Raw genomic sequence first — 16,630 nt, 5'->3', positions numbered from 1 at the left:
ACTCCTCCTTAGTTTGCTACTTTTTTTATTTATCTAAACGTGTAATTAATTGATTTAATTACACAGTAAAGTTATACAGAATTAAAGTCATTGCAAATACAAAAAAACCCTTCAATCCTCATACTTCGTGTATGATAGGGACGAGAGTTTATTTTCGTGGTACCACCCTATTTCATTACTTATTTACATAAGTAATCTTTATGGTCATTGACCTTATAGTTAACGGTGTTTTTGCCGATTATACTTACTTTAACAGTTTCAGTATAATAACTCAGGAGTGCTCCACATAGTTTCATCGTCGTTTTGCACCAACCAACGACTCTCTTAAGATGTAGCTATGTTTAATTCCTTCATTGTATTTATGATATGAAATTAATAAATGTATCAATTAAGATCCAGACATTCAACTAATTAATCATTTAGCTTTACTATCTTTTATTTTATAGCAACTACTTATACAATTGCAATGTTTTTTTCTTGAATAAATATTGAATTTTGGTTATTCTTCATAATGTAAATCTATTTAATACTAGGATTTAAAATTAATATCTAGGTTAGGGAAGTGAATAAATATGAATTCATATGAAATTTCAGCTGACGATTTTAATCAGCATTTAAAAAATAAATCTCTAGATGGTATAATCATTGATGTTAGAGAAAAGTGTGAATGGGACTACTATCATTTGGAAAATAGTTTACTTTATCCAATGAATACGATCCCCGAACAATGTTCTGAGCTCCCAAAAGACAAAACGTTATATGTTCTTTGTGCTCATGGTATTAGAAGTCAACATGTTTGCCAATATCTGATTCAAAATGGATTTGATAATGTAAAAAATGTCAATGGTGGGATTTCTGCCGTTTCTTTGTTACAAGGATTTCAATATGATTAATAATTAATGATAATAAATGAGAAAAACCTATACTAAAAGGCGGGATGGGATGAAAAAAAAATTAAAAATAAAACTGCAGTTTAAAAACGTTAACGTTGCTAAAATGAGCGATAAGTTATTGTTATATAATTTATATTTCACTCAATTACTTACACTTTTTATCGGTCTCATCATTATTTTTTTCCAAGGAAGAAGTGTTATAGAAATCTTACGACTTCCTGAATCCTATGCTCAAGCTTTAGGTTGGGGAATTGGATTTGCTATTGCAGTTCTTGTTTTTGATTTACTTATATCTAGGTGGGTCCCAGAAGAAATTTCAGATGACGGTGGCATTAATGAACGGATATTTAAAAATCGCCCTTTGTGGCACATATTCTTAATATCACTGATTGTAGCTATTTGTGAAGAGCTTTTATTTAGAGGAGCAATCCAACATGTATTTGGACCATACTGGACAAGTATATTATTTGCTGCTATTCACATTCGTTATTTACAGCATTGGTTAATGACGGGTCTTGTTTTTAGTATTAGTTACGGATTAGGTTGGATTTATATCCAAACTGAAACGCTTTGGGTACCTATTATTGCTCACTTTCTGATCGATTTTATTATGGGGACAATCATTAAGTATAAAAAGTAATCATTCAGAAAGAATATAATTCACATTATTAAATAACGGGGAAAAAAACCATCTTTTCCCCTTTATTTTTTGTTCAAAAAAATTCAGGATAAAACCTTATTTTTATATTTAATTTAACATGGATGTGTTAACATAGAGGAACTAATAAGCTGAAATCGCACCATCTGTACGTGATTCTGTCCCTCCTGAAAGAACTCCCGTTTGTAAGTCCCGACAAATAATTTGACCACGTCCAAATCCTCCCTGATCTAGAGCTATCTCTATCTCGTGTCCTCTGGAAGCTAATTGTTTTGCGATATGATGCGGAAAGTTATGTTCTACTTTAATTTTTTTTCCTTCCATCCACCTCCATCTAGGTGCATCTAGAGCCGATTGTGGATTCAAATGAAAGTCAATCATATTCATTACAACCTGTAAATGACCCTGAGGTTGCATATATGCACCCATAATACCAAAAGGACCTATCGCGTCATTACCTTTTGTAATAAATCCTGGAATAATTGTATGATAAGTTTTTTTACCTGGTTGCAAACTGTTATCATGACTTGGGTCCAGTGAAAAATCAGAACCTCGATTTTGTAGTGCTATCCCAGTACCAGGAACCACCAACCCTGAACCAAATCCACTATAGTTACTTTGGATAAAAGAAACCATATTTCCTTGATCATCTGCGGTTGCAAGATACACTGTACCACCCTTAACAGGTGATCCCGCATCAGGAATCAATGCTTGATTACATATTAATTTTGCTTGCTGATTACCATATTCTTCTGATAATAATTGTTTTACTGTAGTCGTCATATGATTAGGATCTGTTATGTATTTTTTTCCGTCAGTAAAAGCCAACTTCATTGCTTCAATTTGCTTATGATAGGTATCAACACTTTCCTTTTCTGTAAACGAAAAATCTTTTAAAATATTCAGTGCCATAAGGGTAACAATTCCTTGCCCATTTGGAGGCATCTCCCACACATCATATCCACGGTAATTTAATGAGATAGGTTTTACCCATTCTGATTGATATTCTCCTAAATCCTCCTCAGTAAGAAAACCTCCATATAACTTTGAAAATGATATTATTTTTTGTGCCAATTCACCCCGATAAAAACTTTCACCATTTGTTTCTGCAATGGATTTGAGTGTTTTTGCATGCTCTATAGATCCCCACATTTCGCCTATTTTTGGTGCCCTTCCTTTTGGTGCAAACGTATCAAACCAAGGTTTAAATTCAGGTCCAATGAGATGTTTTTTATATCTATTATATGCCATATCCCAATATTTCCCTAATATAGGCGAAATAGGATACCCATTCTCTGCATAATGAATGGCTGGCTCTAATACTTCTTTTAGTGAAAGCTTACCAAACTGATTTGACAGCTTTGACCATGCACAAGGTGCTCCTGGAACTGTTACTGGTATCCACCCATAATCAGGTATTGTATTATACCCCATTTCTTTTAGAGCATTGATTGATATCTTCTTTGGTGCAGGACCAGTTGCGTTAAGACCATGTAATTCGCCTTTATTCCATACTAAAGCAAATGCATCTCCACCAATACCATTTGATGTTGGTTCAACAACAGTTAAACAAGCTGCAGTAGCAATTGCTGCATCAATGGCGTTACCACCCTTTTTTAAAATATCTAAACCAGCTTGTGCAGCAATTGGTTGTGATGTTGCAACCATCCCTCTCTTTGCAAACACTGTCATTCTCTGTGATGGATAAGGATGATGTAAATAATCTATTCTCATCGGTCAACAGCCTTTCTGAAAATATAATTGTAATAAAAAAGCTTTACCTTTAAGTTATGTTTAAAAGTAAAGCTCTTAGTTATATTTATAAAATGCTACTCACTTAATCTATGACATGGTATTACAAATGAAAAAGTTGTCCCTTTCCCAACTATACTCTTAGCTTCTATCGTACCTTCATGAGATTGAACAATATTCTTAACAATGGATAAACCTAATCCAGTACCACCTGTAGAATTACGTGTCCTTGCTTTGTCTGCTTTATAAAATCTTTCAAATATATAAGGTAGATCCTCAGTAGGAATCCCCTCTCCTTGATCTTCTATTTCAACTCGTATACCATCTTGATTCACTGTATAATGAGCACGAATGAATATAAATGCTCCTTTAGGCGTGTGTCGCAAGCCATTATCCAATAAATTAGTTAAAACTTGCTCTAATCGGTCTTCATCACCACATTCTATCCATAAACCTTCTTTAGCTATATTCTGCTTTATAGTTACACCATGATGTTCATTTGATAATGTTGAGAATTTACGAATGACTCTTTCAAGTAATGTTGTAATGTTCACCCGATCACAATTCATTTCAATATGTCCTGCTTCCATTTTCGCCAAGTCTAATAAATCTTTAACTAGTCTGCTCATACGTAATGATTCATCCAAAATAATCTGTGCGAGTTCCTTCCTTTCATCAATGGAACCAGCAATATCATCCAGTAACGCTTCACTATACCCCTGCAACATCGATAGTGGAGTTCTCAATTCATGAGATACATTCGCTACAAAATCTTTACGTAATTTTTCTAAACGGTCCTCTTCAGTAACATTACGCAATACAGCAACGGCACCACGAACCATATCTTGAGCATAAAGTGGAGTAATAACCACTGACCAGACATCATTTAGAACATATAACTTGGATGTCAACTCTTCATTGTTGGAAACTACGGTTTGAAATAAAGATTGAAGAGGTTCTGGAATATGCTTTGAAGCAATCATTTCAGAACCCTTTTCCCAAGAAATTGCAGCCCAATGCTGAATCAGTTTCTCACCTTGTGGGTTTGCTAGTAATATAGTACCATGTGCATCAAAAGTGATAACCACATCCGTCATACTACGTAAAATGCTTCCTAATTGTTCTTTTTCGTGGTTTAAGTCTCTAATGGTTTGTTCGAGTTTTTCAGCCATAAGATTAAACCTACTAGCCAACTGTCCAATTTCATCAGAGGAGCGAATCTCAACACGAGTTTTATATTCCCCAACGGTAATGGAATATGCTGCTTTTTTTAATTGTAATAAAGGCTGAGTAATTTTAGTAAATAAGAAAAATGCAAAAAATGTAGTTAGTAAAAATCCAATAATGCCTGTATATACAAATAACCACTTAATTTCCTGCGAATTTTTATCAAAATTCACATCGATATATACTAATAAAAACAACCCTAAAAATGTGATTACAAAAGCAACTAGGAGGATGATCGTAATCCACAGCTTACCAACTACACTCTTCCATATATTCACTTTATTTTGGCACCTCTAGCTTATACCCTACTCCCCAAACAGTATGGATCATGGAAGCTGCTTCAGGTGAGACCTTATTTAACTTTTCTCTAAGTCTTTTAACATGTGTATCAACGGTTCTTAGATCACCAAAAAACTCATAGTTCCATACATCCTTTAGTAATTCTTCTCGAGAATACACCTTATCAGGAGATGCAGCTAAGTAATGTAACAGTTCATATTCTTTAGGTGTTAAGCTAATAATTTGTCCGTTAGCAGTGACACGATGTGCATCATGTTCGATGATTAAATTTGGAAAAACAATGTTATTACTAGAACTATCTTCACTAGTTAGATATGCAGTAGCAGATGAACGTCGTAAGATCGCTTTTACACGGTAGATGACTTCTCTCGGACTAAACGGTTTTACTACATAATCGTCTGTACCTACTTCGAAACCTTGCACTCGATTTGCTTCTTCTCCTTTAGCGGTTAACATGACTACTGGAGTGGCTTTTTGAATCCTAAGTTTCTCGCAAACCTCAATTCCATCCATACCTGGAAGCATCAAATCTAATAGAATTAAATCATAATCCTTTTCAAGAGCCATTTCTAAAGCTGTTTCACCATCTTCTGCTTCGTCTACTACACAACCTTCTTTTTCAAGGTACATACGAAGAAGTCTACGTATTCTTTCCTCATCATCTACAACTAAAATCATACTTTTTTCTGACATCGTATTTTCACTCCTATCTTAGAATAACCTGTGAATATATATAAATAATGTTAATAGATCGGTCATAAGCGACCACGTTTTAAATTGGGTATATATATATTATACTCCTGCGTAGGAGTGTAATCCAGCTATAACTAAATTAACACCTACTAATGTAAACATCACAATTAAAAATCCAATAACGGATAACCATGAGGATTTTTCACCTTGCCAACCGCGTGATAAACGTAAATGTAAATAAACACTATAAAACAACCATACAATTAATGCCCATACTTCCTTTGGATCCCAGCCCCAAAACCTTTCCCATGCGATATGTGCCCAAATCATAGCAAATATCAAAGCTCCTAAAGTAAAAATTGGGAATCCTAGTGCAATGGAACGATAAGTAATTTCATCTAAATCATCTGGATCTATATCACTTAATATGGGTTGTATGCTTGCACCTATCGGTTTTCGTAATATCAATCTTAACCCGTAATAAAGCAATGTTCCTAACAACAATGCCCAAACCACAGTATTTAATTTCCTTCCAGCGTTTACACCTTTCATCCAAAATGGTGCTTCAAATAATGGCTTCTGAATGCCAAAATAAGAATCCATTGACGTTATTTCACTATTATAGGGTTGTATAATTGGAGGCAGTGTATATTCCACATCTTCTGTGATCACTTGCTCTAATTCTAACGCTGTATCTTCAGCAGGTATAATAACTTCCTTAGTAAACTCCGCTTGATAATCCATTCCGTTAAATAGGAAAACTGAACTAATAAATCCTACTACAACAAGTATAACAAAAATGGTGAATTCCACACCTCTTACGGATCGACGATCTTTCTTTGATGTGCCTGAGAAATTCACTGTTCTAATTAAATACATTAACCCAGTAGCGAACCCAACTGCAAAAAAAGCTTCTCCAAGAGCTGCAGTTGTGACATGAATTTTAAGCCAATTATCTTGTAAAGCTGGAATTAAAGGTTCTGCTTCCCAAGGGAAAACCATTGCATAAGCTTGTACAATAAATGCAACAGGAAGTGCAAATACTCCTATACCAGCTGAACGATATATTAAATAAATGACTATAAAACCTACAATAATCATCATTGACAAAAGAGTCATAAACTCGAACATGTTTGAATTTGGTATATGTCCAGAATAAATCCATCTTGTAATAAAATATAAGATTTGAGATGCAAATCCTATTACTGTAATACTAAAAGCGATTTTACTCCAACGGGTCAAATGATCTTTGGGATTTCGATTACTCCATTTTTTCCCTGTTATTGCAATTACAAAAGAAAAAAATGCAACAATATAAATAAAAAATGCAACAATTAAACCCGTATTACTAATTTGTTCTAAACTCAACTGCTTTTCACCTCATTTTCTAGTGATTTGGGCTCTACTTCTATGCCGGTTTTATGCAAAGCTTGAGCCACTTCTTTTCTTATACCAAACCAATTTTTATTCGAATGGGCACCTAACAGTAATTGATTTTTATCGAATTTGAGCCAGATTCTACGATGATTCCAATAAAACCCTAGGATCAACCCGATCATTGAGATTGTAAGACCAACCCAAATCATCGGTAATATCGTATCCTTTCTTGCACTTAAAAAACTAGTATATAATGAAAAGTCTACATCTTGCATGGATCCCACATCAATTACTAATGAGCTGCCAGATGCTATATTAACTTGATCCTCTTGATAGGTTGCTTTATGTTGCGGGATAGGAAAATACATATTAATTTCCCCTTCTTCTGGCAATCCTGGTCCATTAATCGAAAAAATAAATGCAGGCGTATTAGGTTTAGAAGATTTCGTGCCTGCTTCACCATTAATAAACGTAAAATCAGGATAATACCCTATGAGTTCAAGATGATAATCTCCCACTTCATATTCTGATTTGGGGTTGTCCATTTCTAGAATAAATTGACCGTACTCCTCATTTGTTTCTCTATTTTTCAATGTAGCATTTACTGAGTTCAATATAGGTGTTTCTTCATAACCCATTTGATAAATTAGTAATCCTTCATAATCTAAAGGTTCGTTCACTTGAATGGAATGTCTTTTCACTTCTTCCAATACAGGTTCTTCTATGGGATCATTACATGATTCAACACACTCATAAAGAACCGCTTCAGTTGCAAACAATTTAGGAATGATCTTCCCTTTTTCAACTGTCTTTTCAGATAACTCATCATCAGTATAATACTCAACCGTAAACTGTTCATTTTCAACATAATAATTTGTTCCCGGAATTTGTTCAATATCTCCATCCAATATGGATACATATTCTTCCATATACCATGGTGAGACTATTAAACGCAATAAAACTGCTAATAAGAATATAATTAATCCGATATGATTAATATAAGGTCCCCATCGACTAAATCTATTTTTTTCTGCTAATAGTGAACTTCCGTCTGTTGTGACACGATAAAATTTTTTCTTTAAAATGGCTGAAAACTCAGTCACCCAGCGCTCAGCATCTTTTTCATTTTCTATTCCTTTAATATCTCCAGTATAGACCACTTTCTGTCTTCTTATAAAATGATCATGTTTTCGAATTTTTTGTTTATTCAAAGCTCTATATAAAGGTAATACTCGATCTAAACTACAAATAACTAATGATGTCCCAATCATAATTAAAAGCAGTTTAAACCACCAAGAATCATAAGTATGTGAAAGACCTAACATATAATAGATTGAACCCATCGTCCCATACGTCTCTGGGTAGTATGTAGAGGGATCTATATTAATAAAGGTGCTTTCTTGCGGGTAAATCGTTCCTAACGAAGCTCCGCAAAGCGTGAAAAATATTAAATATATCGCTACTTTAACAGAAGAAAAAAAGCTCCAAACACGATCGATGAATGTTTTGCTGTTACGCTCAGAACGGCGAACAACCCCATCATAACGCATTTCCAACGGTTCCATGCTCTGATCTTCTATTAACGGTTTTCCACAAGATTCACAAAGTACTGTATTCACTGGATTTTGATGCCCACACTCACACTTTGTATTTTGAATCATTGTTTTACTCCTTTTCTGCTATTAACTTGTTCACAATCTGTATTAAGTAGGATTCACTCATTTCACCAATCCTCTTTTCAAGAATAATTCCGTTAGCATCCACAAAAAAAGTAGTTGGATAAGATCTAACAGCATATTGATCAGATACAACATTCTCATCTAAGAGAATTGGAAAAGTGACCCCAACTTGATTAACAAAACTTTGAACAGTAATTTCTGGTTCATCCAAATTAATACCAAGAACAACTAAGTTCTTCGTTTGATATTTGTTGTATATGTCTTCAATAGCTGGCATTTCCCTTACACAAGGTTCACAAAAGCTACCCCAGAAATTCACAACCACTGGTTTTCCTTCAAAGTCAGAGAGTTGATATACTTGTCCATCTAAACCTTTCAAAGTAAAATCGGGTGCAAAATCACCCACTTCTGGAACTTCATCTGATGAAAGAACACCACTAAACAGCGTAACACCAGCAATAACTACAAATAAAATTAGAATGATATACTGAACCCATTTTTTATTCTTTTTCATCATATCACCTTGCTTTCTTACTCTAATAAAGTATTAAACTGCATTACTTTATTTTACAGTACTGATACTACTCCATTATATCGAAACATTTTTCAACTTTTAGTCTTTATTTTGAATTTTATGTGTCTTCAATGCTAAATCTTTTAATTCTTTTACTTCATTTGTTTGAAGATACCTAAACTTACCTCGCGAAACTCCATGAAGACTTAAAAATCCGAATTGAACCCTTCTCAATTTTTTCACTTGGATCGAAAGAGCCTCGAACATTCTACGAACTTGTCTGTTTTTTCCTTCATGGATCGTGATAGAGATAATTGATTCGTTTTTGTCTGGATTGACATCGTGATATTCCACTTCAGCTGGAGCCGTCTTACCATCGTCCAGTTCAATACCTTCCTTCAGACGATCCAACTGAGAACCGTGTGGAACACCCTTCACTGTAACAAAATATGTTTTCTCAATATGATGTTTTGGGTGAGTCATTAGGTTAGAGAACTCCCCATCATTCGTAAGCAATAATAAACCTTCTGTATCATAATCCAAACGACCTACAGGATATACACGTTGTTTTACTTTTTTTAAATAATCTGTTACAACCTGTCTGCCCTCCGGATCCTTTACACTGCTAATAACTCCTTTAGGTTTATGAAATAACACATAGACTTTGCTCTCACTTTTAATTGGACGACCATCCACTTTAATTATATCTTCTTCAGGGTCTACCTTTACCCCTAAAGTAATTACTATCTTCTCATTTACTTCCACTCTTCCAGCTAATATAATTTCTTCTGATTTTCTTCTGGAAGCAATCCCTGCATTAGCAAGTACCTTTTGCAGTCTTTCCATGATATATCACCTCAAGGGTTAATGATATACATTATCGGAAGAAATCACAAGGTCATACCATGGAAAGTCTCCTCCTGGACACTCTAGTGTATGCCCATATACATCATGGGTAGAAAAACCATGTAAAGCAGATAAACGCAAAATGAGTTTTTTAATTATAAAAAGCTGTTCTTTCATGACAATTGGCATTTCCTTCACTTCTGTAAAATTTCCTTCAATACATATATGAATAAATTCTGTATCGAACGCATCTGGTGCTGGAATAATGTTTAAATCCTTAGTGATGTAATAATCATATCCTTTACCATTGATGGATGGACAGATCGAATGGTGTATAACGATACCTAGATAAACCATAACTCACCTCAAATCAATTCATGTGAATTACATTATATGAGAGTTATAGATTGTGGGTGAGAAAAAGCTTCCTCCAAATTGGAGGAAGCTTTAGAAGTGATCAACCCGTTGATAACGTTGATTATTATCCAAACACTAACATACAAATGATAATGGTTGCTGCAAAACCGACCATATCTGAAATCAAACCCACTTTAAGAGCATATCTGGTTTTACGAATCCCTACTGCACCAAAGTATACTGTCAGCACATAAAGTGTAGTATCCGTAGAGCCTTGAACGGTGGAAGCGATCCGCCCGATCATTGAATCTGGTCCATACTCTTGAATGAGATCAGTTGTAAATGCAAGTGAACCAGCCCCTGTAATGGGCCTTAATATTGCTAAAGGAAACACCTCGCTTGGAACACCTATAAAATTTAATACAGGCTGAAGAAATCCCAACATGTAATCCATCGCTCCAGATGCACGAAAAACACTAATGGCTACCATCATTCCCACTAGATGAGGAATAATTTTTATAGCCGTATCAAAACCATCTTTCGCCCCGTCTATAAAGGATTCGTAAACAGGAACCTTTTTAAAAAAAGCATATATTGAGATAAAAACGATGATCACCGGAATAGCCCAAAGAGATATAGCAGTTATTAATCCATACATTCAATCACCTTCTACATTGTAGATAAACTATATTGTAAATTTTCATTCATTCCGTAAAGCTTTTCTCTGATACCATTTATCTACCACAATCGCGGCTGTTGTAGAAATCGCTGTAGCCATCAATGTTGTTCCTACGATTTCAAATGGGTCCATTGATTGATTTGCCATACGAATTGCAATAATAGTGGTTGGGATAATCGTTATGCTAGAAGTATTTAATGCTAATAATGTGCACATAGCTGGACTAGCAGTCTCTTTATTTACATTTAACTTTTGCAACTCTTCCATTGCTTTAATTCCCATAGGTGTAGCAGCATTATTTAATCCAAGCATATTCGCACTCATATTAGACATAATGTATCCAATTGAAGGATGATCCTTTGGAATGGTAGGAAATAAAAATCGAACTATAGGACGAAGTAATATGGAGAGTTTCTTTAATAATCCTGCATCTTCAGCAATTCTCATTAACCCAAGCCAAAGAACCAATACGCTAATTAAACTGAAACAAATCGTCACACCCGTTTTTGCCCCATCAAATACCGCTTCAGAAAAAACAGCAATATTTCCATGGGCTGCTGCAACAATAAAACCTATTAAGATAAAAAATAACCAAATCAAGTTTACCATGTGAATAAATCCTTCACTAAATTTTTTAAAGTCGTCATATAGGATGAAATTTGAAACTTCATATCGTCATTAGAGGACAGTTGAGAAATTGTGCTTAAAGTATCATTTACTTGTACATCATTTACAGGTATTGATCCAATCCATATGTCATTTAACATAAATTCCAATTTACCTCTCTCACCAAGTCTGTAATCTACAGATTCTGGATTGATGAGTTTTAATTTTTGATTCACTTTAGAACGTTCTTCTTCTGTAAGCGGGTACTTAAAAGATCTACTCGCTATGTAGGGCTGTCCTTGTACTGACTCCCCTTCTTCTATAATGTAATGATGTGGATAAGTTTCAAATCCAAAATCAAGTAAACGACTATGATCTGCCCAATCTTGAGGAGCATTTAAAGTAACAACGACTAGTTGCTGCCCATTTCTTGTGGCTGACGAAACCAAACAGCGACCTGCATTTTTTGTATAACCCGTTTTAACTCCATCTGCCCCTTCATAAAGAGCAAGCATCTTATTTTTGTTGTACCAAGTATAGTCCCATTTTTCATGAGGGTTAGGTACTTTTTTCACCTTAGTTCTCACAATTTCCTGAAACATTGAATTTTTTAATGCATAAGCCGTTAATTTTGCAATATCATTTGCTGAAGAATAATGTCCTTCTTCATTTAACCCATGCGGATTCACAAAGTTAGTATTATCCATCCCAATTTCTTTTGCTTTTTTGTTCATTAAAAAGGAAAAACCTTCAATTGATCCACCAACATGCTCTGCAATTGCTGTTGCAGCATCGTTTCCAGACCTAAGCATCAAGCCATAAATCATGTTTTCCAAATTCATTTTTTCATCCAAATGTAAATAAATGGAGGACCCTTCTTTTCTGTAGGCGTTTTTACCTACAGTCACCTCACTAGACAGTTCCCCATCTTCAATTGCCACTATCGCTGTCATAATTTTAGTAATGCTGGCAATAAGCATTTGTTCGTCCCCTTGTTTGCTATCTATAATTCTCCCAGATTCTACATCAATTAATGCAAACGATTCAGCAGAGGTTGGGACTCCAGATTCAGCTTTACTTGCAATTGAAAAGACTGGAAAAGTCAATGTAAGTATTAATATCAATCTGAAAAATGCATTTATCCCTTTCATAACTGCCTCCATTTCTCTATCCGTTGGTTGTACTATTATTTGTACATGTATATGCTTGTTCTACAGGGTTATGTTTTCAAATTTATGGTAAAATAAGTTTATTGAGAGGAGTGATAAAGTTGAATAATAAGATGTCCATATTAATAACTATGTTCGTCTTTGTATTATTAGGGGCAATTTCCATTTGGTTCTGGGGAGATATGAATCAAAAAAATAATATCACTAATCAAGAAAATCAAGTGGAATCAAACAATAATGATCTCCTTTTAAGCTGGGATGAAATCAACCAATGGAAGAGTGCAAACAATACTTTTACAGCTCATTCCGAAGAACCATATATCATATACAAAAATAAACAAACAGAAAATGGGGTACTTTTTGTCCAGAACGGTGAACTGAAGTTTGTTTTTGAAACGAATGAAGAAATGATGATGGAGAGTTTGCTTTCTTTTGATGAAGTGACAGATCAAATGCGTTTTTGGATACATAATCAAACCGTTTTAATGGGTGGGGAACTGAAAGGACGATATAGTGATGGAGAACCTAAACCTGCATGGTATGGAATTTCATTCTCAGATGAAGATGGAGAGTCCACAGTTCCCAAAGTATATAATATATCTGAATTAAATTATTTAGCTGATCAAGTGCTTACTATGACTTATGTAGATGAACCTAATCTCTTTTTCATGGCAGTTGATGGAAATTATAGTTTTAGAGAAATCATTTATCAACCAGGCTCTTATAAATTTGAATACGTAAGTGAAGAGTTTAACTATATAAGGGAAGAACACTATAATGATATGATAGAGCAATATGATAACAGGAAACCACAAGCTCAAAAGCTACCAGTAGATTTTAAAAAGGTAAATAAATATCATTTCACAGAAAATAATACTAAATTGTTCACATTTGAAGATGAGAGAGGAACCATAGTTTTTTATAAAGAGAATAACAGTAAACCGTATATAGAAAGATATGTTGATTTTCAAATAGAGGATTTTAAAATGATTTTTGATGAAGGTAATAAAGGTTATCCACTTGGACAATTTATTGATCCTAATGGTAAAGAGCTATTAATTCTTCCTACTGAACATAGAAGCAGGTTACACTCTAATTCACTTCTCTGGAATAGTAATGATTGGAAATTAATTAGACCACACTATAACACCTTTAGTTTTTACAAAATAGATGATAATGAGTTGCAGATCATTCGCTATAAATACAATTGGGATGATACTTTTACAGATGAAACCAATTCGTATTTGATTCAAGATGCTAAATTCATTAAAGAGATGAAATCATTTTTAGAATTTGAAGTTGAAGGGGAAACAAAGTACCTATCTTTAAATGATCTTACAAAATCTGCTTTACCTATGGATGAACAGATTGATAAAAATCATTCGTTGTGGATTCATGACTTAAATATACAAATGGATATGGAACCTGAAATTGAAAAAATCAAAACGGAAGAGATTGTAGTGAATCTTCCTAAAAAGATTTTTGAATTAAAAGGAGAAGGAGAAATTCCTGAAGAATTGAGTGAGGCAGAACAATTTGAATGTCTTTCTGGTTGCGGAGACTTATCGATTGAATTAATCACAAAAAAGATATCAAATCAGTGGTATGTAATTGGTGAGAAAAAGCTTTATAAACTACAGGGGGAAAAGATAGAAGAAATAGTTGAACTACCAATTTCAAATTCTTTCTTTGTTCTTTTTCAGGCTGCTGCTTTCATATCCACTGCAAAAGATTTTACAAGAATCGGTGATTACTGGATTATTGCCGATACATTCGGAAATAGGGTAATAAAATTGAATGAAAATTTTAATATCGTGTCCCAGTATGAGTTGAATTTTCCAGAAAAGATAAGTGTAAATGATGATGGATCTATGCATATTGAAAGTATAGAGGGATCCACTCTTTTAGATAATCATTTAAATTTTATAAGTCGAAATTTAAAAAAATTTCAAACTTTTGAAGAAGTTCCATTTGTTAAGAGGAACATTGAAACTAATCGTTACTATCATGATCTTGATAACGATATGATTTGGATTGTAGAGAATGGTTTATATCAGTATAAACCAGGCACTGAGCAATACAGAAAATTTTATATCGGTCATAAATACGCTCATCATGCTAAAACAAGGATACTTCCCTACAATAATCAAGTTATTATATTATTTGATAACCGTGCTGTATTGTTTGATAAAAACGGAAATTGGAGTAAAACGATTTCCTTTCCGAGAGATAATAAAAATTATGAACCAGTATATGGAGAAAGTTCCTATCATTTTGACGAAGAAGAAGGAATCATTTATTTTCTACAAGGTTATAAAGTTTTACAAATCAACTTAGAAACGAATGAAGTAAAAACGATATTCCATCAAAATTACAATAATCTAGGATATTTGTTATATGAAAGTAACAAGTTATATTTTTCAGTTCATTCTAGTCCCAGTGAAAATGAGCTTATTGTATACAATTTAGATGAAGGTGATTTTAAACGAGTTAAAATAGACCCTAAAATTTATTCAAATCAAATTATAAATGAATCAGAACCAAAGTTAATATTTGCTGATCAATTTAATAAATCATGGAAAAGTATTTTATTAGAGGATTTAAAATGAGCTTAAAAATAATTTCAAAACCATTTAATTCAATTTGAAAAGGTGTTTATAGTGACAGAACCTCCAAAATCACTAATTAAGTGAATTAGGAGGTTCTTTTTGACCAATATCACGAATATTAGAAAGAAGGATTTCTCATTCTTTTCTATACTTTTACATCATTGGTCCTTTTTCATGTGAATGATCGTTAATTTCTTCTTTATTATCATCTTTTTTAAACAATGATTGAATTTTATCCATAACATGAGGGGTTGAATCAATAATTCTTTCAAGTAAATGGGTTTGATTATCCAAAGAAACGAGTTGTACCCCTGCTTTGTCAACAACTAAAAAAGCAATTGGAACAATGGAGACTCCACCTCCGGACCCACCACCAAAAGGCATTTTTGAATTTGATTCGGATTCATCAGAATTTGCATCTCCTTGTATAACAAATTCACTTCCCCCTGCTGCAAATCCAAATCCTACTCTTGAAACAGGTAATATGATACTACCGCTTGGTGTTTCAACTGGATCACCAATAATGGTATTTACATCGACCATTTCTTTTATATTCTCCATCGCAGTTATCATTAACCCTTGGATAGGATGTTCTTCCATGTTTTGAACCCTCCTTTTGCTTTAAGCAAACGAATCATAAAATGTATTGCAATATAGATAGCATGTGCTATACGAATTTTAAGTATACACTCAGCTTCAATATAAATATCTATTTTATTGTATAAAGGATGAACTTCTAATTGAGGTCTGACATTCATCTTGATTTTATTTATAAAATAACCAATGATATTACTATTCACACCCCAAATCAAACCAGTTAACATTGCAGTTTCTGGTGCTTCTCCAATACCAATACTTGTTTTCCATTTTAAATGAGTACAGTGAAAATAAGTCATTGATTGAGATATCCATTTGGAAAACCCAACAAAATGTGTAACTAATTCTTTTGCATGTTTTAAATAATCCCAAATATTTTTTGGAGTAATATGTGACTCAGCAACTGACTCTGATTTAGCCACTGTTTCTGAACTTTTAGATTTTAACTCTACGCCTTCAAAAACATTTCTAAACTCAACAAGTGATATTTCATATTGATAATGAAATAAGCGTTTAAATAAGTATAGATCGACAGAAAATCGGTCATCTTTATGAATTCGTTTTAAAGAAATTTTTACTTTTATAAAGCTAATCATAACCCATAAAAATAAAACAAACAGTATGAATAATATCCCCCATACCCATAACATAATTAAGGTATACCTCCCATAAAA

The 16,630-nt window shown here is 33.6% G+C and carries 16 protein-coding genes and 1 other annotated feature; of the genes, 3 read left to right on the top strand and 13 right to left on the bottom strand.

Annotated elements, in window-relative coordinates:
- Positions 1-133: 133 nt before the first annotated feature.
- Positions 134-363, bottom strand: a binding site (T-box leader).
- A 209-nt stretch (positions 364-572) separates the two neighbouring features.
- A complete protein-coding gene (locus EPK97_RS06025) occupies positions 573-893 on the top strand; it encodes a rhodanese-like domain-containing protein (protein WP_162035702.1) in 321 nt (106 codons plus the stop codon).
- Between the two features lie 49 nt (positions 894-942).
- The gene (locus EPK97_RS06020) at positions 943-1,533 is read left to right on the top strand and encodes a type II CAAX endopeptidase family protein (protein WP_162035701.1); all 591 of its coding nucleotides are present in this window, start codon (positions 943-945) and stop codon (positions 1,531-1,533) included.
- A 141-nt stretch (positions 1,534-1,674) separates the two neighbouring features.
- Here EPK97_RS06020 and EPK97_RS06015 read toward each other — a convergent pair whose 3' ends face one another.
- From EPK97_RS06015 to EPK97_RS05965, 11 genes are all read right to left on the bottom strand, one after another.
- Positions 1,675-3,285 carry a gamma-glutamyltransferase family protein gene (locus EPK97_RS06015; RefSeq protein ID WP_170295471.1) on the bottom strand — a complete coding sequence of 537 codons (1,611 nt, stop codon included), beginning with the start codon at positions 3,283-3,285 and terminating at the stop codon, positions 1,675-1,677.
- A gap of 95 nt (positions 3,286-3,380) precedes the next feature.
- Positions 3,381-4,808, bottom strand: a complete 1,428-nt coding sequence (locus EPK97_RS06010) for an ATP-binding protein (protein WP_162035700.1) — start codon at positions 4,806-4,808, stop codon at positions 3,381-3,383.
- Position 4,809: 1 nt separating this feature from the next.
- A complete protein-coding gene (locus EPK97_RS06005; RefSeq protein ID WP_162035699.1) occupies positions 4,810-5,523 on the bottom strand; it encodes a response regulator transcription factor in 714 nt (237 codons plus the stop codon).
- 99 nt (positions 5,524-5,622) lie between these two features.
- On the bottom strand, positions 5,623-6,891 hold the full coding sequence (ccsA, locus tag EPK97_RS06000) for a cytochrome c biogenesis protein CcsA (protein ID WP_170295470.1): 1,269 nt from the start codon (positions 6,889-6,891) through the stop codon (positions 5,623-5,625).
- The gene (gene resB / locus EPK97_RS05995) at positions 6,888-8,561 is read right to left on the bottom strand and encodes a cytochrome c biogenesis protein ResB (RefSeq protein WP_162035698.1); all 1,674 of its coding nucleotides are present in this window, start codon (positions 8,559-8,561) and stop codon (positions 6,888-6,890) included. The genes ccsA and resB overlap by 4 nt, the downstream gene beginning before the upstream one ends.
- A 4-nt stretch (positions 8,562-8,565) precedes the next feature.
- Positions 8,566-9,093, bottom strand: coding sequence for a redoxin domain-containing protein (locus EPK97_RS05990; RefSeq protein ID WP_162035697.1), 528 nt, complete (start codon positions 9,091-9,093; stop codon positions 8,566-8,568).
- 99 nt (positions 9,094-9,192) lie between these two features.
- Positions 9,193-9,939, bottom strand: a complete 747-nt coding sequence (locus EPK97_RS05985) for a pseudouridine synthase (protein ID WP_162035696.1) — start codon at positions 9,937-9,939, stop codon at positions 9,193-9,195.
- Between the two features lie 18 nt (positions 9,940-9,957).
- Entirely contained in the window at positions 9,958-10,296 is a 339-nt protein-coding gene (locus tag EPK97_RS05980; RefSeq protein WP_162035695.1) for an N-acetylmuramoyl-L-alanine amidase, read from the bottom strand.
- 124 nt (positions 10,297-10,420) lie between these two features.
- Positions 10,421-10,954, bottom strand: coding sequence for a spore maturation protein (locus tag EPK97_RS05975; RefSeq protein ID WP_162035694.1), 534 nt, complete (start codon positions 10,952-10,954; stop codon positions 10,421-10,423).
- A gap of 42 nt (positions 10,955-10,996) precedes the next feature.
- On the bottom strand, positions 10,997-11,584 hold the full coding sequence (locus EPK97_RS05970; RefSeq protein WP_162035693.1) for a nucleoside recognition domain-containing protein: 588 nt from the start codon (positions 11,582-11,584) through the stop codon (positions 10,997-10,999).
- Positions 11,578-12,732: a D-alanyl-D-alanine carboxypeptidase family protein gene (locus tag EPK97_RS05965; RefSeq protein WP_162035692.1), complete on the bottom strand. Its 1,155-nt coding sequence runs from the start codon at positions 12,730-12,732 to the stop codon at positions 11,578-11,580. The genes EPK97_RS05970 and EPK97_RS05965 overlap by 7 nt, the downstream gene beginning before the upstream one ends.
- A 119-nt stretch (positions 12,733-12,851) precedes the next feature.
- Between EPK97_RS05965 and EPK97_RS05960 the strand changes: the two genes are divergently transcribed.
- A complete protein-coding gene (locus tag EPK97_RS05960) occupies positions 12,852-15,359 on the top strand; it encodes a hypothetical protein (protein WP_162035691.1) in 2,508 nt (835 codons plus the stop codon).
- 153 nt (positions 15,360-15,512) lie between these two features.
- Here EPK97_RS05960 and ytfJ read toward each other — a convergent pair whose 3' ends face one another.
- The gene (gene ytfJ / locus EPK97_RS05955; protein ID WP_162035690.1) at positions 15,513-15,959 is read right to left on the bottom strand and encodes a GerW family sporulation protein; all 447 of its coding nucleotides are present in this window, start codon (positions 15,957-15,959) and stop codon (positions 15,513-15,515) included.
- Positions 15,932-16,606, bottom strand: a complete 675-nt coding sequence (locus tag EPK97_RS05950; RefSeq protein ID WP_162035689.1) for a DUF2953 domain-containing protein — start codon at positions 16,604-16,606, stop codon at positions 15,932-15,934. Before EPK97_RS05950 ends, ytfJ begins: the two co-directional genes overlap by 28 nt.
- Positions 16,607-16,630 lie beyond the last annotated feature (24 nt).

The organism is Chengkuizengella sediminis (assembly GCF_010078385.1).
Taxonomy (GTDB): domain Bacteria; phylum Bacillota; class Bacilli; order Paenibacillales; family KCTC-33759; genus Chengkuizengella; species Chengkuizengella sediminis.
The sequence above is the reverse complement of the archived record's forward strand: the minus strand, read 5'-3'. Positions and strand labels throughout refer to the sequence as shown.

Excerpts from the sequence above, each read along its gene's own strand:
- ytfJ (WP_162035690.1), bottom strand. The coding sequence starts at position 15,959 with ATGGAAGAACATCCTATCCAAGGGTTAATGATAACTGCGATGGAGAAT.
- EPK97_RS06025 (WP_162035702.1), top strand. The coding sequence starts at position 573 with ATGAATTCATATGAAATTTCAGCTGACGATTTTAATCAGCATTTAAAA.
- EPK97_RS06020 (WP_162035701.1), top strand. The coding sequence starts at position 943 with ATGAAAAAAAAATTAAAAATAAAACTGCAGTTTAAAAACGTTAACGTT.
- EPK97_RS05950 (WP_162035689.1), bottom strand. The coding sequence starts at position 16,606 with ATGTTATGGGTATGGGGGATATTATTCATACTGTTTGTTTTATTTTTA.
- EPK97_RS05985 (WP_162035696.1), bottom strand. The coding sequence starts at position 9,939 with ATGGAAAGACTGCAAAAGGTACTTGCTAATGCAGGGATTGCTTCCAGA.
- EPK97_RS05975 (WP_162035694.1), bottom strand. The coding sequence starts at position 10,954 with ATGTATGGATTAATAACTGCTATATCTCTTTGGGCTATTCCGGTGATC.
- EPK97_RS06015 (WP_170295471.1), bottom strand. The coding sequence starts at position 3,285 with ATGAGAATAGATTATTTACATCATCCTTATCCATCACAGAGAATGACA.
- EPK97_RS05980 (WP_162035695.1), bottom strand. The coding sequence starts at position 10,296 with ATGGTTTATCTAGGTATCGTTATACACCATTCGATCTGTCCATCCATC.
- EPK97_RS05970 (WP_162035693.1), bottom strand. The coding sequence starts at position 11,584 with ATGGTAAACTTGATTTGGTTATTTTTTATCTTAATAGGTTTTATTGTT.
- EPK97_RS05965 (WP_162035692.1), bottom strand. The coding sequence starts at position 12,732 with ATGAAAGGGATAAATGCATTTTTCAGATTGATATTAATACTTACATTG.
- resB (WP_162035698.1), bottom strand. The coding sequence starts at position 8,561 with ATGATTCAAAATACAAAGTGTGAGTGTGGGCATCAAAATCCAGTGAAT.
- EPK97_RS06005 (WP_162035699.1), bottom strand. The coding sequence starts at position 5,523 with ATGTCAGAAAAAAGTATGATTTTAGTTGTAGATGATGAGGAAAGAATA.
- EPK97_RS05990 (WP_162035697.1), bottom strand. The coding sequence starts at position 9,093 with ATGAAAAAGAATAAAAAATGGGTTCAGTATATCATTCTAATTTTATTT.